The following is a 20,004-nucleotide window of genomic DNA, read 5'->3' as shown; positions in this document are numbered from 1 at the left end:
CGTGCACAAGGCGGGAAGGGCCGAATGCAAATTAGATCCCAATCGCACGATCCGATCCGGTGGGCGGTTCACCGCATCCTTGTCTGCCGTTCCTCCTTAAGCCAACGATGGATCTCATCCGAATTTGCCTTGCCGGCCCGCGGGCCGTGGATGGTGACAGAGCGGGAGGCGGCGGCGACGGAGAAGTCCAGCGCTTCTTCGATGGTCTGACCTTGCGACAAGCACCAGGTCAATGCGCCTCCGAACGTGTCGCCGGCGCCGGTGACATCGACGACGTCAACCGGAAAACCGGGCACGCGAAGAACCGTGTCGCCGTTACTGGCCTCAGCGCCATCCCCGGCGAGAGTACGTATCACCCAATCGATCTCGTGCGCCTGCATCCAGTCGCCGATGATAGTGATTTCGTCATGACCGAAGGCCGCACGGAACCCGACCTGGTTGAAGATGACGACCGCGGCACCTACGAGATAAGGCAGATCTTCCGGCACGCAGCCGCCGACATCGAGATCGAAGATGACGCGGCGGCCGTGTTGGCGCAGATCTGCAAGGAGATCGGCTTGTTTGAGGATCCCTTGATCCGCCCGGGCATGGAGACGGCGCACACGATAGAGCGTCGTGTAGAGAAAGCCTGGTTGGCGCAGCGCGGCGAGGGCGGTTGCATCGAGCCACATCGGCTGCTCGCCCATCTCCACCGTCAGAACGACATGTTCGCCATCGACGAGAAAGATGAAGTTCCTCGATTCCGGAATGGCCGGATCGATCAGCATGTGATCGACACCGACCCCGCTCTCCTTCAAATCGCCGATCAGTCGTTGCGATAGGGGACTGTCGTTCAGCAACGAGATGAACTGCGTCTCGCCGCCAAGTCCAGCATGTACGACGGCGGCATTGGCAATGGAGCCGCCCGCTTCGGCTGCAAGCTCCTTGATCATACCCTTGTCGGCGCGGCCCGGCCAGCGGTCGGCGGTATAATACTCGTCGAGGGCCACGTCTCCGATGAAGAAGCTTGTCATGCGATCGGTCCTTCGCCTGGAGCGGCCTGCACCAGCTTAGAGCCGCCGGAAACCGCCACCCACGGACTCTCGCCGAGGCCGCAAACGGCCATCCAGTAATAGGGCGTGGGACCGGAAACACCCCGGCAGGCATCGTGCCAGACGTTACGTTTCATCACCACGACCTGCCCAGGCATGACCACGAAGGCTTCGATGTCATCGCGATGCGGCGCGGCAGCATCCGAGGCCGGTGCTACCGCGAGAATTACCGCTTGGGCGAGGCAGAAGATCGCCTCTTCGGTTTGCGGATGCCGCTCCATTGCGCTGCAGTGCCACGGCGCGCCGCCGCCGCGAGTGACGCCGAGATGGCCGCGACCGTCGATCAATGGTGTCTTCGTGAAGCCGTCATGCCAGCCGTCGCCGGCGGTCCAGATCGCCTTGGGGTCTGCGTCGCCCGTCAGGTTATAGACCTTGCCGTATCGCGAAAAGTTCTCGGCCGTGACTGGCCGGGCCAGGACCGTGGCGGCGGTGGTCATGCGGCGCTCCTGATCGCGCGTACGACACGCATCAGCCCGGCGACATGGGTGGCCTCGACGCGGCCAGTGTCCTTGTGGTCGTGTTTGAACCAGCTACCGACGACGGCGCCATCGGCCTTTGCCAATTGCTCCGCGGCATTGGCTTCAGTCAGACCGGCGCCGATCAGCAGCGGTGTCGCTCCGCCGGTCGCGGCGCGGAAGCGCTCCACCTTTTCCATGTCGGTCGGCTGACCCGTGGCGTCGGAGGTCACCACCAGCCCGTCACAGCGCGCCGCGCCGATGCGCACGTCTTCCGATTCCGGCCGGCCGGACAGAACCGGTTGGTATTTGAACCGCACGCCACCGAGCAACAGTGCGGAAACGCCTTCGCGTCGCGCGGCAAGGCCGGCTGCGAAGGGTTCGTCCGCCTCCGGCGGCAGGTGACCGGCAACGGAATCGACCTGGATGAAGGAAACGGGGTACGTTTTGGCGAGCGCGAAGGCGCGCGCGTCGTCGCGCAGCACGTTGACGCCGATGCGGGTCCCGAGGTCGAGGCCGAAAAGCCGCTCCAACACCCGCTCAACATCCTCGGCATCGCCGAAATAGTTCTCGACGACCAGTCCGTCGACGCCTTCGCCTGCCATGATGCGGGCCTCTTCCTCGGCCTGGGCGAGCTTGGCGGCCGGGCCGTCGCCGGCAAGGTGCAGCATGCCGAGGATCGGTTTATGGGTCCTGAAGGTGTCGCCGAATCGGCTCATGTCTTGTTCTCCTGCGCGCTGTGTGGCGCAGTCTCGCGGCCCCAGCGCGTTGCGAATTTCATCTGGACGGCGGGCGAGTAGACGATCGACGTGCGCTCGACCAAACGGTCGTCGGCATCCAGCACATCCCCGCTGGCACAAAGGTAGCCCGGCACGTCATGCGCCGGGGCGAAGACTTCCCGCAGGCGATCGGAAGCCGGTACCACGGTCAGCAGCAATTCCGAGCGCAAGGGGTGGCGGTCATAGTCGCGGCGCAAGACCTCATAGAGCGATTGCGCCGCGAAATCGTAATGCTCGATGCCCGGATAGAGGGCGAGATCGAGCACGGACGTGTCGACGTTCAGCCATGTCACGCTGTCGCCGTTGGCCAGCCCGCGGGCGCGCACCAGCAAGAGTTCGCCGTTCTCCACCCGGTGTTCCAGCACCCGCGTCACCGGACGCTGGCCCTGTCTGCGGGCAAGCTCCGTGAAGCTGCCGAAGTTCCAGATGTTGTGGCTGATCGGCCGGTGCGACACGATCGTGCCGCGGCCGCGAACCTGCTGGACCAGCCCTTCCGATACCAGTAGCGCCATCGCGTTGCGCACGGTGGTTCGGGCAATTCCGAACTGGTCGCGCAACTGGTTCTCCGAGGGAATGGCTTCGCCTTCGGAGAAATCGCCGCTGAGGATCGCAGCGCGCAGCGCCCGATAGAGCTGCCGGTAGAGCTGCTCGCTCGAATAGAGATCGAGGCGCAGCCTGGACAGTCGGTCGTCGGGGCGTTCACCCGCTGCGGTTGAGGCATCTGACATGGAAGGATGGGTCAAGGCAGGCTCCGGCGCGTTTCTCGTTACTTCGTGGCTCCGTTTATCTTGAACTCTTCGACCGCAGCCTGTTTCAAGCCATAGCGGTCGAGGATCTGTGCATAAGTCCCATCGGCCTTCATCGCGTCGAGCGCGCCCTTGACGGCATCGCGCAGTTGCCCATTCGCCTTGGCGAACGCGATGCCGTAGTGGTTGACATCGCCGACGTCGCCGATCTGGTAGAATTTGTCCGGTTCCTGCTTCATCAGGTCGAGCAATCCCTCGAGACCGATGACGGAGGCCTGAGCGCGCCCCTGGCGGATCTGCATGATGTGTTCCGCCTGGGTCGGGATCTGGATGACGGTGATCAGCTTGTCGGGCGCGCAATTGGCCTTTCCGACATCTTCCGCCCAGGTGACCCAGCTCGTGCCCGTCGCGACCGCGACCGTCTTGCCGCAGAGATCGGCTTCGGCCTTGATCTCGCCCTGGTGATCGGCGGTCGAATAAAAGACGTTGCCGGTCTTGAAGTAGTCGATGAAGTCGAGCTGCGTCTGGCGCTCCACCTTGTCGGAGAAGGCCGTCATGATCAGGTCCGAACGACCGGTGACGACCTGCGGGATCAGTTGGGGGAATTCGACATTCTGGAACTCAGCCGTCAGCCCGAGCCGCTCGGCGATTGCCTTCGCAAGATCAATGTCGAAGCCTTTCAGCTCCATCGAGCCGGCATCGCTATACTCCATCGGCGGATAGGCGAGGCTGATCGTGACATTCAGCTTCCCGGCATCGCGCACGGCATCCGGCAGGGCGGCGATCAGTTTCTCGTCAGCGGCACGCGCAAAGCTCCCCGCGGCAAGGCTGATGAACGTGGCAGAAGCAAGCCCCAGAACCATCGGCAGCATTCGTTTCATTTCCTGTTCTCCCTTTATTGAACTCTTTTCATCAGGCCAGAACCCGGCTGAGGAAGCTCCGCACGCGGGGATCGCCGGGGTTGCTCAGAACTTGCTGGGGCGCGCCATTTTCGCGGATTTCGCCGTCGATCATCACGACGACGCGATCGGCGACCTCGCGGGCAAAACCGATCTCATGGGTGACGACGATCATCGTCGTGCCGCCGCGCGCGAGATTGCGCATTACCTCCAACACCTCGCCGACGAGTTCCGGATCGAGGGCGCTGGTCGGCTCGTCGAACAGCATCACGCGCGGCTCCATGGCGAGGGCCCGGGCGATGGCCACACGCTGCTTCTGGCCGCCGGAAAGCTGCGATGGATAGCTTGATGCCTTGGCGGCCATGCCGACCTGCTCCAGCAGGCCCATTGCGCGGGTCTCGGCCTCTGCGCGGCTCAGGCCCCGCACCACCATCGGGCCTTCGATGACATTGCCGAGCACGGTACGGTGCGCGAAAAGATTGAAATGCTGGAACACCATGCCGAGCTGGCTCTGTTGCGCGCGCACCCGCTTGACCGGTAACTCCTGAAGGGCGCCGCGGCTGAGCTCGTAACCCATGATCGCGCCGTCCACCCAGACATAGCCGCCATCCGGCGTCTCCAAGTGGTTGATGCAGCGCAGGAACGTGCTCTTGCCGCTACCCGAGGGCCCGAGGATGCAGAGCACCTCGCCATAGGTAACGTCCAGGTCGAGGCCCTTCAGCACCTCGTGGCTGCCAAAACGCTTGCGGATACCGACCGCCTTGACTGCGAGGCTCATGCTTCACCCGCCACGGCGGGACGCCGCGCCCATCCTTTGAACCAGCGGCGATCGCTGGTGGTCGCTGCGGCGTCGCGGCCGAAATGACGCTCGAGATAATACTGGCCTATCGATAGAACGGTGGTTCCGGCCAGGTACCAGACGGCGCAGACGAACAGGAGCTCGATAACGGCGCCGTTGATGAAGTAGATGCGCTGCGCCGCGTTCAGCATCTCGCCCATGGCGATGGTGGCGGCAAGCGAAGAGAACTTGAGCATGCCGATCGCACTGTTGCCGAGCACCGGCAGGATCAGCCGCAGGGTCTGCGGTAGAATGATGCGCCGCATTGTCTGCCCGGGCGTCATGCCGAGCGTATGGGCTGCTTCCTTCTGGCCCCTGTCGACCGAAGCGATGCCCCCGCGAACGACCTCCGTCAGATAGGATCCTTCGTTGACGCCGAGGCCGAGGACGGCGGCGACTAAGGGTGTCACCACATCGACCATACGGGCATCGACGAGACCGGGAATGTAGAGTCTTGGAAAGACCAGCGCGATGTTGAACCAGATGAGAAGCTGCAGCAGCACCGGCGTGCCACGGAACACCCAGACATAGAGCGATGCGGCAAGGCGCAGGATCGGATTCTCCGACAGCCGCATGATGCCGAAAGCGAAACCGAGCAAGACACCGAGCACCAGTGCGCAGGCTGATATCAGGAGTGTCCAGCCAAACCCGGTGACGATGACGCCCGCCGTCAGGAACTCGCCGACCACGGTCCACTGGATCTGCCCGACCGCGAAAGCGCGTCCGATCACGGCAAGCAGCAGAATGACAAGGCCGCCACTGATCCACCGTCCCGGGTGGCGCAAGCGGCGGACGGCGACGTCTGGTCCAGGAAGGTCGGCGAGTGACAGCGCAGACGCTGAAGGTGACTGAGAGTGGTGCATGGCATCCGCTTGTAGGGTTAGGCCTACAACTTGATACGGGCACGCCTAGGGGGAAGTCAAGCGGGCGTCCCGAGAATATTTCTCGCTGCGCATATTCGGGCTGAACGCGATGCTGGAGGCTGCAAATGGCGGCATTCTCGAAAAGCGCGTCGGGGCTGCGGCGGATCAGGCGAGAGGGATCTGCTTCTGAAACTCTCGATATCTCAGCCGAATCCCGCCGGACGAAGCAGCCATCATGGCGGTTTGCGCAACAACGAAACCGCGCCGACCGCAGCAGGGAGAAGTTGTGCTGCTCTTCGACGCCGGATCAGCTCAACGGCAAGAAAAGCGTTGCGGCTGAACGGGTCGAATCATCACAAATGTCGCAGCAGGGATTAGGATCACATGAGGCGGGTCGCTTTCAGCACGAATGCAACCGCCAGGCGCTTGATACTGTGGTCCAGAGCCGCCCGGAAAGGCGTCGCAAGCGACTCTGGAACCACTTTTGCGACCCCGGCGGTGGATGACGCCAAGGTTGTATCAGCATATTCCGCGACTGAATTGTCCGACAAGGAGAGTAGGACTTTTGCCGCCCTGCATAGGACTTAGGTCCTATACGCACGAACCCACGACAACGAGCCGGCAAGCAATCTACTCCCCAACTGGTCGCACCAACCTATCGTGTCACAGTCACGGATCGAAGGGCCGAAAACCGGAACCGGGGACAACCGAACTAAGTCCTTTGCGGCAAAGAATGGGGACTGAAGTCCCATGGCGTACGCTTTGGCGCCACCTACCTTTTGAGACGCTCCATACACCGGAGCGGCAGTTTCCAGGCCCGCCCTGCGGTATGCCGACAACTGGGGCCAACGGGGAGCCTTCACAAGATCGGCAACCCTGGCACTTGGCCCCTGGTTTACCTCAACGGCTCCTCAGGGGGCCGTCTTTTTTCGCCAGACAGCGTCATAGGGCTCAACCCGATAACAGCAAGCAGAGACAGGCTCGGTCGCGTCTGCCGAGCTGATCCGCCAGATCGCGCCCGCGAATCCCCGCCCGGTTTTCCGACCATCGTCTGGCCTGGATGGGACGAAGGTCTGTCCCATCTGGGGGAAAAGTCCTGTACAGGCAGGATCTTTGCCGGGGCGAGTTGACTGCGTGTCTCGGTCGGGGGCAAAGTTCGTTCGTTGCCCGCCGCGCTGAGTGCGCTTTGCGCACGAAAAGACCTTGGAGACATGATGATTACGCGTCGGATGATCCTGACAGCATTCTTGCCGGCAGTCTGCACCCTCGCCATCTCTACACCCTACAGCCTCGAAATGTCGGGCGCCGGGCTTGCGATCGTCAAGTCGGCAGCCTTCGCCAACAATGGCAATGGTGGCGGAGGCGGGGGCGGCAATGGCGGTGGGAACGGTGGAGGAAATGGTGGCGGGAACGGAGGCGGGGGCTCAAATGGCGGCGATCGCTCCAACTCCAACAGCGAGCGTTCCAACGGCTCCAATCGTGGCACAAAGGCCAAAGGAGAGGATGTCGGCGTACGCCACGAAGGCGGCATCACCGAAGAGATTGCGAATGGCCGCTACATCATGAAGGATGCCCGCGGACGCACGATCATCAATCGCCGCGCGACGGCAAGCGATAGAAAACGAATAGATTCGTTCTTGCATTAGCCAATGGCGGTCGCACAAAGCCGGTCGGACGGTCCTGGTACGATGTGGATCAGACGTCGCGCGCATCGCGCAGCACCATCGCCGCTTCGGTGCGATTGGCGGCACCCAGTTTCGTCATGATCTGCGTCATGTGATGCTTTACGGTCTTTTCCTGCAGGTCCAGTTGGATTGCAACATGCTTGTTGCTCATGCCGGCTGCCACCAATTCCAGAACCTCCCGTTCACGAGGCGTTAGGTTGGCGACCAGGCCAGACTTGCTGCCCGCCGCCGGTGCCCGGCTGGACAGGAGCTTGGCCGACAAGGTCGGCGCAACGTAGCGGTCCCCCGAAGCCACGGTGCGAATGACGTCGGCAAGCGCTCTTGCGCCAACGCCCTTCAGCACATAACCGGTGGCCCCCCGATCCAGTGCAGTTGTCACGTCGTCACCGTCTTCGGAAACGGTGAGCATGATAATCTTCTGCGACGGGACGATTTGCAGCACCGCCGGTATCGCCTCCAGCCCGCCGCCGGGCATGGAAATGTCCATGAGCATGATATCCGGCCGGAGGCTTCCCGCGATCTGGGTGGCATCATCCTTCGAGCTGCCCTCGGCGACAATTTCGAAGCCCTCGATCTCCGACAGGCTCCGGATCACACCCTCCCGAAACAAGGGATGATCGTCCACGACAGCAACGCGAATTGGAAACACCATAATTGTCATAGCTCCTTGACGCTGGTCGTCATGCGAACGGTTGTCCCGGTCGCCGCTGTGACGACCTCGAACGTTCCTCCGAGACTTTCGATCCGTTCTCTGAGGCCGGCAAGACCAAGACTTGTGGGCAGAACTGTGTCCGGATCAAAACCGGGCCCACTGTCCACAACCTCGATCATGACGCGGTCGCCATCCATCCGCTGGGACACCCGTTGCCCAATACCGCCGCCGTGACGAAAGCCGTTGTTGAGCGTCTCTTGCACGAATCGGTAGATGCATATCTTCGCGGCGTGCGAGAGGCGTTCGGGAGGCTTGGTCAACTGCAGTTCGACCGGCGCCCCCGTCCGCTGCTGATGCGCCTTTACGCACCGCTCCAGAATCTCAGTCAGACCTGCCGTCTCTATCTGCGGCAGGACCAGACCGCCGCAGATCGTGCGAATCTCCTGCATCGCCTCGTCCAAGCTCGCCTTTATCGCAGCGATTTCGCGATCACGCGTGGCCACCGGCATTTTGCTGCGCTTCAAGGCTTCACTGTCCAATCTGAGCGACGCATAGGCCACGAGTTGCGCAGGGCCATCGTGCAGGTCCGCCCCGATGCGTCTCAGATAGCTTTCGTTCAACGCTGTGGCGCGCTGCGACGCGCGCTGGAGGCGACCCCGCAACATTTCATTCTGGGCAAGCGATGCCGAGAGCTCATCGACCCTTTGCTTGAGGGCATGACGCTGGATCTCGATCGTCTTGCTGCCGCGAAGCACGATTGCCGACAGCACGACAAAGAAGGCAAGTGTGAAGGCTGCGACCGCCAGCCAGGTGTGCATACGCGCCTGATTGAGACTTTGCTGAAACTCATTGGCAACTTCGTGGAATTCCGACACCGCAACCACCTGTCCGGACCAGGGCTGCAGCACGGGATTGTAAATAACGAGCGCCGGCACGGCTGAACCTTTGTCAGCCGCTACTTCTCCTTCCGGGTCGAAGCGTGCGGCCATCTTGCCCGAGAATGCGGTTTGTAATTCATCGCTGAGCCCAATCTTCGCACCGACAGCGGCCCGATCACTCGCATAGAGGAGCGTGCCGTCCGCACGCCAAAGACGAAAGGAGAGAAGCCGGTCACCCAATGCGCCCTGGCCAAGGGTCTCGTCCAGCGCCCGAGCCACGGTCTCGTCGAGGACTTCATTCTTCTGCATGTCGGGTAGCAGCGGCGCGATCACGCTATCAACGTAGAGTGCTGTCGTCGCGGCCGAGTTTCGGGTGACGGCGTCTTCGATTCTGTTCGAAACAAAGGCTCCGATCAGCACCATGGCGCATGCGGCAACGGCTCCTCCGATCAGCAGGAACTGCGTGGCAAGCGATTGAGAATTCCAACGGGTTATGAGTCGATTTACGCGCACCAGGTCTCTCGGATCGGGCCGCCGGCTCGTACGGCGTGACGATTGTAGCAAGGCCACGCCAACCTAACCACTGTCAGGACGCGGTCAATGGCGCGGCAATCTCAGCAATTTTGATCGGACCTTTGATGTCCCAGGCTCAGACCTAAGTCCCGGGCGCGGAGGCAATGGTCTGGGGCCGGTGGCGCCGTATCCGGCGCGCAGATATCGTCCTTGCATCAAACGCCGTCCGCTCGGTTCCGCGAGAGGACAGTAATAGCAAGTCGGAATAAGGAGTTTCACATGGCTACGACGACGAAACTGGTCGCACGAGGCATCATGGCATTGACGCTGGCAATCGCGCCCGTGGCTGGCGGTAGCTTGGCGCTGGGCGGGGTCGCCTATGCCAAGGGCGGCAACGGCGGCGATCATGGTGGCGATCATGGAGGCGGCCACGGCAGCGATCGTGGCGGCAATTCCGGCCACGGTAAATCCGACGATGCGAAGAGCACCAAGGAGACGAAGGGAAGCAAGTCCGGCGAGAAGTCGCGCCTGAAGTCGAACGTCTCGAAGGGCAAAGAAAATGCGTCCAAACCGGTGAAGGCCGAAAAGGTCGTCAAACCAGCGCCGGTGGTGGTTGAACCTGTTGCTGAGCCGGTGGTTGAACCTGTGACGCCGGGAGCAACACCAGGTTTCGCTTCCCTCAACCGCAACTATCACGCCTACCTCAATTCGAACGATCCGAAGATGGCCGGTATCCAGGCCTACGCGAAGGCCTATGCCGAGTTTGAGGCTGAAAATGGCGTGGATGCCGTCCCTACGGATCCGGCCTTGAGCGACGAAGCGTTGCGCGACGCGCTCGCCGGCTTCACCAAGGACGGTGTCGTGACCGACGATATGGTCGATGACGCCAAGGAGATCCTCGGCGTTGGCCCTGCGGTCGGAAAGATCGACGAAATCCGCGAAACACTGCCGCCAGCGACGGTGGATGAGACCGATCCGGACGCAGAAATCGCTCAATAAAACAAAGACAGGCAGCCGGCTCCGGCGACTGTTGTCGGGCCGGTTGCCAACCAGGCGGGAGTTCGAATGTTTGATCGTGTTGCGGAAGCCTTCGACTACGCCGTGAAACAAGGACGCGTCGGCTTTTCACTTCAACACATCAACTCAGCCGCCGACGTCGGCAACGTGCTTTATTCGGAATGCTTGGGTAGGCTCGTCAAGCCCGACGGCGAAATCATGACAGCCAGCGAGTTCGTCGGCTATCTGGAGGCGGCGGGCCGCATCGCGACACTCGATAGGCATATGCTCGCCCTGGCTTTTGACTGGCTCGCATGCCAGCCACACGGTGTCCTCGGCTGCAACATTTCGGTCGAGAGCATTTCCGACGAACGCAACAGAGCGCTTCTCTTCGATCTGCTGTCTGCTAACGCGCGGTTTGCATCGCGGCTTGTCCTCGAACTGACGGAAAGCCTGCCCATGTCGGGAATTCCGGCGGCCTGCCGCTTCCTTCAAAGTCTGCAGGCGCTCGGTTACAGGATTGCCGTCGATGACTTCGGCACCGGATTCTCGACGCCTGAGGCGCTCTTGTCGCTGCCGGTCGACATCGTGAAGATCGACGGATTTTTCCTGCGTCTGGATCGTGGTGACGCGGAGCGTTTTCTCTCGCATATGGTCGGTCTTGCATCCTGCGTCGCGCCGATCGTGGTCATTGAAGGCGTCGAAACCTATGCGCAATTCGAAGCCGCGCAGGTCGCAGGGGCAACGCATGTTCAAGGGTTTCTGCTCTCCGAGCCTACCCTCACTCCGCTATTTGGTGGAGAATTCCGCTCTCGCGCGACGTTGGAGTGCTGAGAGCAGGGGCAAGATCACTGTTTTCATTAAACTGCCTGCCTTCGGACGCACACCTCCAGTCTCGCAATAGTGTGCAGCCGAGCGCTGATTAATAATCGCCCTGCCGCCTAAAAAATGTTCCGGAGAAGAGGGGATCCCAGAGCATCTGGTCGCTTGGGGCTGGGGGTGCTCTGGGATCCCGAGCGCCACCGGTGCCGTTGGCGCTCACCAAGCAATGTCAGGGCAAATCGGATTCGGCAATGCAACTACGACCTTTGCCTGAGTGCATCGGACCTAAGTCTTAGGTTGTGTCATCTCCCGGGTGGGAACTCCGCGCAACGCATATTCTCTGGGCGACGCGCGGCTCTCTGGTGCTGGATGAGCAGTTCAAAAACTTCCGCGGGGGCAAGGTATTTTAGGGCGTAACGTTGATTTCCCGCTAAACGACGTGGCCTTTATCAACATGGGGCACCGCTCCCGCGATTACCCCATGTTGATAAAGGCCATGTATCGTCAGGAACCGCCCGCAGGTTAGCGAGGGCGCTGGCGCAAAGGCTAGTCCAATTCTGCTTTGCGCATGATATCAAACGGGTCGGCGCCGATCGCACGGCTGACTTTCACGAACTCGGCAGCATCCAACCGGCGTTCCCCAAGTTCAACCTTGGAAACGAACGTTTGCCGTTGGCCAATACGCTGCCCTAGTTCGACCTGAGTGATGTTCGCAACTTTGCGAGCCGCGATGAGCCCGTCAATCATTCGACCGTAAACCATTGCGTGGAACGAAAACAAATTAGAGCGCCAGTTTGAGAAAGCAGACGCCTTCAATAAAACCGATTCTCGGATACCCCAAATAGGGTATTGTTGGTTGCATGGGGGCGGATCACTCGCGTTTACGTGGGCCGAAAATCGGAGCATGGACATGGAACTACGTCAGCTTTCCTACTTTGTTGCCGTAGCCGAAGAGTTGCACTTCAACCGTGCGGCCGCGCGGATGTGCATCGCCCAGCGGGCGCTGAGCTCGCATATCCAAGCGTTGGAGAAGGAGCTCGATGTCCGATTGCTGGAACGGTCGACGCGCCGGGTCGAGCTGACGCGGGCAGGGGAGGTGTTCCACGATCGGGCGCTGCGGATCATTGGCGATGTCGGGCTGTCGATGGATGTGGCGCGATCGGTGGCCGGCAAGGTGGCACGGACGATCAAGATCGGGACCGTCTATCCGGTAACGACTGGTGTGCTGCCGGCGTTTCTGGCACGCATCGGCCGAACGTTCCCGGATGTCGCGCTGCAGCTCGCTGGCGCTTCGAAGCGAGATCGATATCGAGGACCTTCGCTCAGAGAAGATCATCGCTTTCTCCCGTCAGAACCCTGTCCTATAGCGAGCAGCTGCGACGACACCTTCTCGCTGGTGTCGCTGGTTTCTGCCGGTCTTGGCATCGGCTTTGCGCCGGAATGGACGAAGGATCTCCCGAATCGCAACCTCGAGCTCAGACCCGTGCGCGGGGTCGATCTCAAGATTGGTCTTGGCGTTGCCTGGAACAAGGAAGATCCGACGTCGAGAGACGACATCATCGACATTGCCCGGTCACTGGCACGGCCGGGTAGGTGAGGAACTTAGGCGCTGCGTGGAAGCCGCATGCCCATTCCGCAGAGTTGTCCCCTAAGACAGCAATCCGAGACCATGCTTTTGCACTATCGAGAGCAGCTTCAATGCTGGGCCGCTCGGCCGCTTCGCGCCGGTTTCCCACTTTTGCACTGTGGATTCACTGGTGTTCAGGTAGCGCGCGAAGACTGGCTGGCTGACATGATTGTTCTCGCGCAGCGCCTTGATCTCACCCGGCGTCAGCTCCTGCGGGACGGACAGGCAAGTCTCGTCGAAGGTCTTCATGGTTTCCTTGTCGATGGTGCCTGCCGCATACATGTCTTCGACGGCGCTATGGATCGCCTCAAAGGCATCGCTCTTGAACTTGCGCTTGGTCGTCATTGCAAATCTCCAGTAGGGCGCCGGTCCCGATTTCGGCATCAAGCTCGGCCTGCGTCTTGCGCCGATAGAGTTCGGCGAGCTTCCGGAAAGCCAGGAACTCGTCGTCATCGATGTTTGCGCGGTCCTTCTTCGCGAACAGATAGGCGAACACCCAGTACTCACCGGCTTTCGCCAGAACGATCGAACGATGCATGTTATGTTGAGCCGCTTCTTGAACACGCCGCCACCGAGATCGTCAGCCTGTCCGCGTGCGACTTGCTCAATCGCCTTGCAAGGGCCTTGTCGGAGATCCACGCTTTCTTCGCTGCCTTGGAAAACCACGCCGTTTTGAAAGTTCGTTCTGACATCACTTCATATAGCACTAGGTGCTACACCTATCAAGTTGTCGGGAAAACTTGCGGGGACTACGCTGCTTCCCATACCTGTCTCAGAAGCTTCGCACCAAGTGCCGCTTTGTCCTGTAGAAGGAAGCGACCGTAGTGGTTGGCGACCGGTTGATTTGACCTTCTGCCTGACCATTGCTCCAGGGCAGATCGATGGCGTTACAGATCGCGTCGATATCCCGGCGAAGATTGCTCTTGAAAAAGTGGGGTCGGCGTTATACTAATTTTGCAAATTTAGTATAACATGCACCGCTCTACCATTCCCCTGATGGATCGCGGGCGATGTACTAAAAATTCAGATTTAGTACAGCGAGACAACATGAAGCAGATCGATCTTATGTATCGCACCATGACCGCCGAACTCGGACAACGGCTGCTCGATGCTTCCTTCTCGGCCGACTTCCCGGTTGAAGGCCGCTTCGTCGGGGTCAACAACAAGGGCCGGAAATACTGGTATTTCGACCAGCCGCCGGAAGGGGACGGGTATCGCCAACAGCGCCGCTATGTTGGACCGGCCGACGATCCGGAGATCAACAAACGGGTCGAGGACTTCAAGGCGATCAAAGACGATACGAAAGCTCGCCGCAAATTCGTCTCGACGCTCGTTCGTGAGGCTGGCTTGCCGGAACCGGATCGCTTTACGGGCGATGTCGTCGAAGCTCTCGCCAATGCCGGAATCTTCCGCCTGCGGGCCTGCCTCGTCGGATCGGTCGCCTTCTCGACCTATGCGGGACATCTTGGCGTCCGTCTGCCTGCTGCGTCATTCCAGACCGGAGATGCCGACTTCGCCCAGGATTATGCGATCTCGACCGAAGTAGGGGACAGCCTTCCACCTATTCTCGAAATCCTGAAGGGCCTCGATCCGACATTCCGGCCGGTCATGCATCGCTCGGGTTCACCGCGTGTAACCGGCTTCATCAATCGCAGCGGCTACAAGGTCGAGTTCTTGACCGGAAACAGGGGATCAGATGACCGCATGGACAAACCGGTCGACATGCCCGCCCTTGGTGGAGCCTCGGCCGAACCGCTGAGATTCCTGGACTTCCTGATCTATGAGCCGATCAGAGCCGTCATGTTGCACAAGTCAGGCATCAGCGTGATCGTACCAGCTCCGGAGCGCTACGCGATCCACAAGCTGATCGTCGCCAGCCGCCGCGTCGTTGACACGCTTGGTTCCGCGAAACGAGACAAGGACTTGAGGCAGGCCGTTCTCCTGTTCGAAGCGCTCGATGTCGCCAATCGGCTCAATGAGCTGTCGGACGCCCTGCACGAGGCATTGGAGAGGGGAGAGGCCTGGCGCTACGCGATCAAGACCGGGATCGGCTACATGAGCCGCGCTGATCGGGCGAAGACGGAAGCGTTGTTCAAGGAACTCGGTGTCGATCCATTCAAGGAAGATAGGTAAGGGCGGCTATTTCACAGATTTAGCAGCTTGTTTCTGACCAAGTACTCGCGCCGATGCCGATCCTTTGGATCGCGGCGCGATTCCCATGGTGACGTCGAAGAATTCCCAATACAGAACTTCGGAATCTGAGATCATGGCCTTCAGGTCGGCCACGGTTATACCGTTCAATAGCCAGCCCGAGCAGTCCTTATAATGATCAGCGAGTTAGATGAACCTACATCACGAAGTGCGCAACCGGGCTTTGTGGCTTCTTCGTCCAGCGTGCTGATCCGATTGCGATGACCGCAAATGGCACAATGTATCGATCGGCACTCTTTTGCGTTTTTGCGTTCAAGCAGAAGGCTACTTCGTAGTCTTGCAGACCTTCAAAGGATCCGGCGGTAGGGCTGATTCCGTTGGAGCTGATGTCGACATCGAGTGCAGCGACAAGGCGATCGAGAAGGTCAACTCGGAGCGCTATTTCTCCGAGATGTTCGAGAGCTATCGACTCTTTTTCGGCTTCGACGAGATCAGGCCTTCGCGTTGCATTTGCTTGCGAGCATTCTTGCGCTGGCGGCTCACCGCCTCGGCTTTCTCGCGCGCCCTCTTAACCGAGGGCTTTTCAAAAGCCTCGCGCATCCGCATTTCACGGAAAATGCCCTCGCGCTGGAGTTTCTTCTTCAGGACGCGGAGCGCCTGATCGACATTGTTATCGCGTACTAGAACCTGCATTAGCCGCTCGTAGGTTGGAAAAGGTCGCTCAACTTACAAGTTTTCGAGCGGATTCCAAGTTCACAGTTCGCAGAAATTCGAGCTTTACCCATCTCAACAGTCCTGATCCATCAGGAAAATCGGGATTGCTTGACCGATGAAAAAGCAACAGAAACGAAACCGCTCTGCTGTTCCATAATGTATATTATGCGACACTCATCATCATTGTGTGTGTGTGTAGCCGGTATAGCCCCCCAACCGGGGTGTAACACAATGAACCTTGGCGACGCCTGAGAACCCCTCAACTGGCGACGCCCTTTGATTGCCTTGAGATCAACTCCAGCCAGTTTTCAACGTGGAGGTTGGGAATGCGCATAAACTCCCCGGTATTGGCCGTAACGAGGACTGCTCCGGCGGCACAGGCGTGAGCAGCGATCAATAGGTCATTTGGACCGATTGGTTTGCCCTTGGCTTCCAGTTCAGTCCGGATGTCGCCGTACTTGGTGTCGGCGGGCAAGTCGAGTGCGAGCACCAGAATGCTTCCGAGAATGGCTTCGATCTGGGCCAGCAGTTTCGGGGATCCCTTCTTGGCGCAGCCATAACGTAGCTCTGCCGCCGTTATGATGCTGACGCAGATTGCCTCCGGTCCGATCTCGGCAATGCGTTCAGCGATCTGCCCTCTCGGGTTCCGGGCCAGCTCCGACACAATATTGGTGTCCAGCATGAAAAGGGTACTCACAGGTCGATTTCCTTGGCGGGCAACAAAGTCTCGTCAATATCAGGGAACTGATCCTCAGGCCCAAGGGGATCCAGACCTGCCAGGACTTCCAGCAGGTTCTTGCGGCGCACCGGCTCTATGATAAGCCGATCCCCGTCACGGTGGATCATCACGCGATCGCCAGGAAGCTCAAAGTCGGCCGGGATGCGAACAGCCTGGCTCCTGTTATTCCGGAAGAGCTTAGCTTCCCTTGCAGGAGGTTCGTTGTGTCTGGTCTGCGGCATGAAACTCTCCTCTTCTGCATATACATCTGCATATACATGTTGGCTAGGAGGATTTCAAGCGAGAGCCGGGTCTGCTCGGTGAGGTCCAGTTTCGGGCAAATGACGATCCGTCGCGAAAGGGACGGTTAGAGGGGACCTGCGCGTTGCCCCTCCTCATCCAAACAGCCTTCGCCCACTTCTCTGCCTTTAAGCACGAGTTGCGTTTGCTCTATGTTGCTCCATGGCAGGAGTTCTCGGGGTGTGGACTGCGGTGTTGACGGATTGGGATGACACATTGGATAAGATTGCGCACATCCGGCGGCGCTTGGCTGATATCGATGCCGAGCGCATGGAACTTGAGCGTGTGCTGGAAGCGCTTGAGCAAAAGCTGGCGGCCGATAGCCGCGCGTCTGACCGATCGTCCTTTGTCGGGGCTGCTGTCAGCAACAACTCGCCATCGGTCGAGAAGATCGAGTTGTTCCGCCGTTTGTTTGCTGGACGCCCTGATGTCTTTCCGGTGCGATGGGAGAACAGGAAAGCAGGCCGCTCAGGGTATTCACCGGCCTGTACCAACGAGTGGGCGAAGGGGATCTGCGGCAAACCGAAGGTGAAATGCGGAGAATGCCCGCATCAGGCCTTCATCCCACCGACCACCGACATCATCGAAAAGCACCTGCGTGGAGGTGACCTTCGCTCCGGCGACTTTGTCGCCGGAGTGTATCCTTTGCTGCAGGACGAAACGTGCTGGTTTCTGGCCGCGGACTTCGACAAGGAAAGCTGGGCCGACGATGCCAGGGCATTGCTGGACACGTGCCACGCAAAGGGAATTGCCGCCGCCCTGGAGCGGTCGAGATCGGGGAATGGCGGCCATGTCTGGATATTCTTCGCCGAGCCCGTTCCGGCCCGGATCGCCAGGCAGTTTGGCTCCGCCCTGATCACGGAAACGATGGAGCGACGCCCAGAGATCGGGTTCGCGTCCTACGATCGCTTCTTTCCCAATCAGGACACGATGCCTCTTGGGGGCTTCGGCAATCTGATCGCCTTGCCGCTTCAACGAAAGGCACGTGAAGTCGGCAACAGCGTTTTTGTCGACGAGGATCTGCGACCCTACGCTGACCAGTGGGCCTACCTTGCATCTCTGCCGAGATTGTCCGCCGACACGGTCTTCAAGATCGCCGACGAGGCAGAATTGTCGGGTCGGGTCTTGGGTGTTCGCATGCCGATCGACGACGAACACGCCGACGAGCCGTGGAAGATGTTGCCGTCACGCCACAGCGAGCCACGGCGAATAGAAGCCGCACTACCGCAACGCATCAGCGTCGTGGTCGCCGACCAGGTTTACATCGACAGGACAGAACTACCGCCGGCCCTGATTGCGCAATTTGTTCGCCTAGCAGCGTTCCAGAACCCGGAATTCTATCGCGCGCAGGCCATGCGGCTGCCGACTTTCGGCAAGCCCCGGGTGGTCTCATGCGCAGAGCTTCATCCGCGGCACGTCGCCCTGCCCCGGGGTTGTTTCGACGAGGCGATTGACCTCATCAAGAACCACGGTGCGACCGCCATTTTGGAGGATCACCGCGAAGGTGGAAGGGCTTTACCCTCCCGCGTTTCGTTCCAAGGACAACTGCGACGGCCGCAAGCGGAGGCTTTCGACGCTCTCATTGCTCACGACAACGGCGTGCTCGCGGCAACGACCGCCTTCGGCAAAACCGTTGTCGCCGCAGCGCTCATCGCGCATCGGGCGCGAAACACGCTGATCCTTGTCCACCGACGGCAACTGCTTGATCAATGGGTCACGCGTCTCAGTTCCTTTCTGAACATTGACCCGAAGCAGATCGGCATTATCGGCGGCGGGAAAAGAAGGCCAACGGGCGTCATTGATGTGGCGTTGATCCAGAGCCTTGTCCGCAACGGGGACGTTGCCGATGTTGTCGCCGATTATGGCCTTTTGATTGTCGACGAATGCCATCATCTATCCGCGGCAAGCTTTGAGCTTGTCGCTCGCCGGTCCAAAGCGCGATACGTGGCGGGTCTATCCGCGACCGTCGCTCGGAAGGACGGGCATCATCCCATTATCTTCATGCAATGCGGCCCCGTTCGTCATCGGGTTGATGCAAGAGTTCAAGCTACCGAACGCGGCATCCGCCATCGCGCTCGCGATCGTGCAACGAAGTTTGAATTGCCGCCGTCCCTGGCTTCAGTCGAACACCCTTCCATACCCGCAATCTATGCGGCTTTGGCGCAGGACAGCGGGCGGAACGATCTCATTTTCGATGATGTGCTGAAATCGCTCGAGGCGAAGCGCTCGCCGATCGTCCTGACAGAGCGCAAAGACCACCTCGAGTATCTTCGCGAGAAGTTCTCACCCTTCGTGAGAAATCTCGTGGTGCTGCGCGGCGGCATGTCCGCAAAAGACCGTAAGCAAGCCAACATCGCATTGAATGTCCCTGGGGACGCCGAGCGGCTGATCCTTGCAACGGGCCGCTATATAGGCGAAGGCTTCGATGATGCGCGGCTTGACACGTTGTTCTTGACGATGCCGATCGCCTGGAAGGGGACCCTGGCACAGTATGTCGGCCGGCTCCATCGCCAGCATGATGACAAGAAAGATGTCTTGGTCGTTGATTATGTCGACAACGCCGTCCCGGTTCTGGTCCGGATGGCTGCGAAACGACGTGCGGGTTATCGGGCGCTGGGCTACATGATCGAGTAGCCGCCTGCCCGCTCTCTGCGGGAAGCGGAGTGCACTTGGCAGGTGGGGCTTATTCTCAAAACGCCTCCCGGGCTGTGTTTTTGTAAGCAAAATCGCCTAGGATCCAGACCGGAAGCCGCTACGCCGCAGCGACTTTAGGCGAAGCCCCAGTCGGCTCCCCGGTACTCTTCGTTCTGCTTCGACGCCTACGACGCTCGTGTGTTTGAGATTCAGAAGTGGCGTCCGTTCCGCACATGGCTGCGCTTGCGCGTTATCAGTTTTCATGAAACTCTTTCTTAGGGGTTGATTTTCACGTGCGGATATCAAAATTCATGAATGCGTCGCAGCGGAAGCCATATTCGGACGCTGTAAGCGTTTTTCACGGACGCTGGTTGCCAGAGAAAGCGATCCCTGCGGGATATGCTGCTCTAATCGACGCATATGAGTTGTCAGTTCCACTGCCACGGAGGCTGGCGGCCATTGGTCCCCGCCAATGATTCCGCGGCCATCTCCCGGCCAGCAGTAAGCCCTTGCTCAGTTGAAAGCGGGAGAGTGACCTAAAGCTAAAGTTTATTTGGGGTCATCCGCCGCCGACACGGCCGCGACCCTGACCAGTTCCGTCCGAACGGCGGATTGCGTCCGTGTATTACGCAAATTACTCCGC

General features: G+C 59.9%; 20 protein-coding genes and 2 pseudogenes. 7 read left to right on the top strand and 15 right to left on the bottom strand.

Features of this window, described 5'->3' with window-relative positions:
• Positions 1-68: 68 nt before the first annotated feature.
• From AC0C6X_RS27820 to AC0C6X_RS27790, 7 genes are read right to left on the bottom strand one after another with little or no spacing between them, the layout of a single operon-like run.
• Positions 69-1,013, bottom strand: a complete 945-nt coding sequence (locus tag AC0C6X_RS27820; RefSeq protein ID WP_472956278.1) for a carbohydrate kinase family protein — start codon at positions 1,011-1,013, stop codon at positions 69-71.
• Positions 1,010-1,528, bottom strand: a complete 519-nt coding sequence (locus AC0C6X_RS27815) for an ureidoglycolate lyase (RefSeq protein WP_472956276.1) — start codon at positions 1,526-1,528, stop codon at positions 1,010-1,012. The genes AC0C6X_RS27820 and AC0C6X_RS27815 overlap by 4 nt, the downstream gene beginning before the upstream one ends.
• Positions 1,525-2,265 (bottom strand): BtpA/SgcQ family protein, encoded by a 741-nt coding sequence (locus AC0C6X_RS27810; protein ID WP_472956275.1) that lies wholly within the window; start codon positions 2,263-2,265, stop codon positions 1,525-1,527. The genes AC0C6X_RS27815 and AC0C6X_RS27810 overlap by 4 nt, the downstream gene beginning before the upstream one ends.
• Positions 2,262-3,068 (bottom strand): GntR family transcriptional regulator, encoded by an 807-nt coding sequence (locus tag AC0C6X_RS27805; RefSeq protein ID WP_472956272.1) that lies wholly within the window; start codon positions 3,066-3,068, stop codon positions 2,262-2,264. Before AC0C6X_RS27805 ends, AC0C6X_RS27810 begins: the two co-directional genes overlap by 4 nt.
• 23 nt (positions 3,069-3,091) lie before the next feature.
• Complete coding sequence (locus tag AC0C6X_RS27800; protein ID WP_472956270.1) at positions 3,092-3,952, bottom strand: ABC transporter substrate-binding protein; 861 nt, start codon at positions 3,950-3,952, stop codon at positions 3,092-3,094.
• A gap of 31 nt (positions 3,953-3,983) precedes the next feature.
• A complete protein-coding gene (locus AC0C6X_RS27795; RefSeq protein ID WP_472956268.1) occupies positions 3,984-4,748 on the bottom strand; it encodes an amino acid ABC transporter ATP-binding protein in 765 nt (254 codons plus the stop codon).
• Complete coding sequence (locus tag AC0C6X_RS27790) at positions 4,745-5,671, bottom strand: amino acid ABC transporter permease (protein ID WP_472956266.1); 927 nt, start codon at positions 5,669-5,671, stop codon at positions 4,745-4,747. The genes AC0C6X_RS27795 and AC0C6X_RS27790 overlap by 4 nt, the downstream gene beginning before the upstream one ends.
• A 125-nt stretch (positions 5,672-5,796) precedes the next feature.
• Here AC0C6X_RS27790 and AC0C6X_RS27785 point away from each other — a divergent pair, with 125 nt between their 5' ends.
• Positions 5,797-6,177, top strand: coding sequence for a hypothetical protein (locus AC0C6X_RS27785; RefSeq protein WP_472956265.1), 381 nt, complete (start codon positions 5,797-5,799; stop codon positions 6,175-6,177).
• A gap of 657 nt (positions 6,178-6,834) precedes the next feature.
• Complete coding sequence (locus AC0C6X_RS27780) at positions 6,835-7,317, top strand: hypothetical protein (protein WP_173518214.1); 483 nt, start codon at positions 6,835-6,837, stop codon at positions 7,315-7,317.
• 49 nt (positions 7,318-7,366) lie between these two features.
• Here AC0C6X_RS27780 and AC0C6X_RS27775 read toward each other — a convergent pair whose 3' ends face one another.
• Together AC0C6X_RS27775 and AC0C6X_RS27770 are read right to left on the bottom strand one after the other, a co-directional pair.
• The gene (locus AC0C6X_RS27775) at positions 7,367-8,008 is read right to left on the bottom strand and encodes a LuxR C-terminal-related transcriptional regulator (protein WP_173518357.1); all 642 of its coding nucleotides are present in this window, start codon (positions 8,006-8,008) and stop codon (positions 7,367-7,369) included.
• Between the two features lie 5 nt (positions 8,009-8,013).
• Entirely contained in the window at positions 8,014-9,399 is a 1,386-nt protein-coding gene (locus tag AC0C6X_RS27770) for a sensor histidine kinase (RefSeq protein WP_247961072.1), read from the bottom strand.
• Positions 9,400-9,714: 315 nt separating this feature from the next.
• Here AC0C6X_RS27770 and AC0C6X_RS27765 point away from each other — a divergent pair, with 315 nt between their 5' ends.
• Both AC0C6X_RS27765 and AC0C6X_RS27760 read left to right on the top strand, forming a co-directional pair.
• Entirely contained in the window at positions 9,715-10,398 is a 684-nt protein-coding gene (locus tag AC0C6X_RS27765) for a hypothetical protein (RefSeq protein WP_472956296.1), read from the top strand.
• Positions 10,399-10,464: 66 nt separating this feature from the next.
• Positions 10,465-11,229, top strand: a complete 765-nt coding sequence (locus AC0C6X_RS27760) for an EAL domain-containing protein (RefSeq protein ID WP_472956261.1) — start codon at positions 10,465-10,467, stop codon at positions 11,227-11,229.
• A gap of 534 nt (positions 11,230-11,763) precedes the next feature.
• On the opposite strand, the gene AC0C6X_RS27755 is transcribed toward AC0C6X_RS27760, so the two are convergent.
• Positions 11,764-12,129 carry a helix-turn-helix domain-containing protein gene (locus tag AC0C6X_RS27755; RefSeq protein WP_472956259.1) on the bottom strand — a complete coding sequence of 122 codons (366 nt, stop codon included), beginning with the start codon at positions 12,127-12,129 and terminating at the stop codon, positions 11,764-11,766.
• Between AC0C6X_RS27755 and AC0C6X_RS27750 the strand changes: the two are divergent.
• A pseudogene (locus AC0C6X_RS27750) lies at positions 12,128-12,814 on the top strand (LysR family transcriptional regulator). The gene AC0C6X_RS27755 and the pseudogene AC0C6X_RS27750 sit on opposite strands and share 2 nt — an antisense overlap.
• A gap of 51 nt (positions 12,815-12,865) precedes the next feature.
• On the opposite strand, the gene AC0C6X_RS27745 reads toward AC0C6X_RS27750, so the two are convergent.
• Positions 12,866-13,189 carry a helix-turn-helix domain-containing protein gene (locus AC0C6X_RS27745; RefSeq protein ID WP_173518361.1) on the bottom strand — a complete coding sequence of 108 codons (324 nt, stop codon included), beginning with the start codon at positions 13,187-13,189 and terminating at the stop codon, positions 12,866-12,868.
• A pseudogene (locus tag AC0C6X_RS27740) lies at positions 13,152-13,536 on the bottom strand (type II toxin-antitoxin system RelE/ParE family toxin). Before AC0C6X_RS27740 ends, AC0C6X_RS27745 begins: the two are co-directional and overlap by 38 nt.
• A 355-nt stretch (positions 13,537-13,891) precedes the next feature.
• On the opposite strand from AC0C6X_RS27740, the gene AC0C6X_RS27735 reads away from it, so the two are divergent.
• Complete coding sequence (locus tag AC0C6X_RS27735) at positions 13,892-14,977, top strand: nucleotidyltransferase family protein (RefSeq protein WP_472956257.1); 1,086 nt, start codon at positions 13,892-13,894, stop codon at positions 14,975-14,977.
• Positions 14,978-15,457: 480 nt separating this feature from the next.
• Here the strand turns inward: AC0C6X_RS27735 and rpsU are convergent, their stop codons facing one another.
• The 3 genes from rpsU to AC0C6X_RS27720 all read right to left on the bottom strand — a co-directional run bounded on the left by rpsU (position 15,458) and on the right by AC0C6X_RS27720 (position 16,669).
• Positions 15,458-15,688: a 30S ribosomal protein S21 gene (gene rpsU / locus AC0C6X_RS27730; RefSeq protein ID WP_173518363.1), complete on the bottom strand. Its 231-nt coding sequence runs from the start codon at positions 15,686-15,688 to the stop codon at positions 15,458-15,460.
• A 280-nt stretch (positions 15,689-15,968) separates the two neighbouring features.
• A complete protein-coding gene (locus AC0C6X_RS27725) occupies positions 15,969-16,406 on the bottom strand; it encodes a type II toxin-antitoxin system VapC family toxin (protein ID WP_173518367.1) in 438 nt (145 codons plus the stop codon).
• Positions 16,403-16,669: an antitoxin gene (locus AC0C6X_RS27720; protein ID WP_173518368.1), complete on the bottom strand. Its 267-nt coding sequence runs from the start codon at positions 16,667-16,669 to the stop codon at positions 16,403-16,405. The genes AC0C6X_RS27725 and AC0C6X_RS27720 overlap by 4 nt, the downstream gene beginning before the upstream one ends.
• A 274-nt stretch (positions 16,670-16,943) precedes the next feature.
• Here AC0C6X_RS27720 and AC0C6X_RS27715 point away from each other — a divergent pair, with 274 nt between their 5' ends.
• Positions 16,944-19,361 (top strand): TOTE conflict system archaeo-eukaryotic primase domain-containing protein, encoded by a 2,418-nt coding sequence (locus AC0C6X_RS27715; protein WP_472956254.1) that lies wholly within the window; start codon positions 16,944-16,946, stop codon positions 19,359-19,361.
• The last annotated feature ends 643 nt before the right edge of the window (positions 19,362-20,004 follow it).

Source organism: Ensifer sp. VA4, assembly GCF_055710065.1.
Note: the sequence above shows the minus strand (reverse complement) of the source record. Positions and strands in the feature narration are given on the sequence as shown.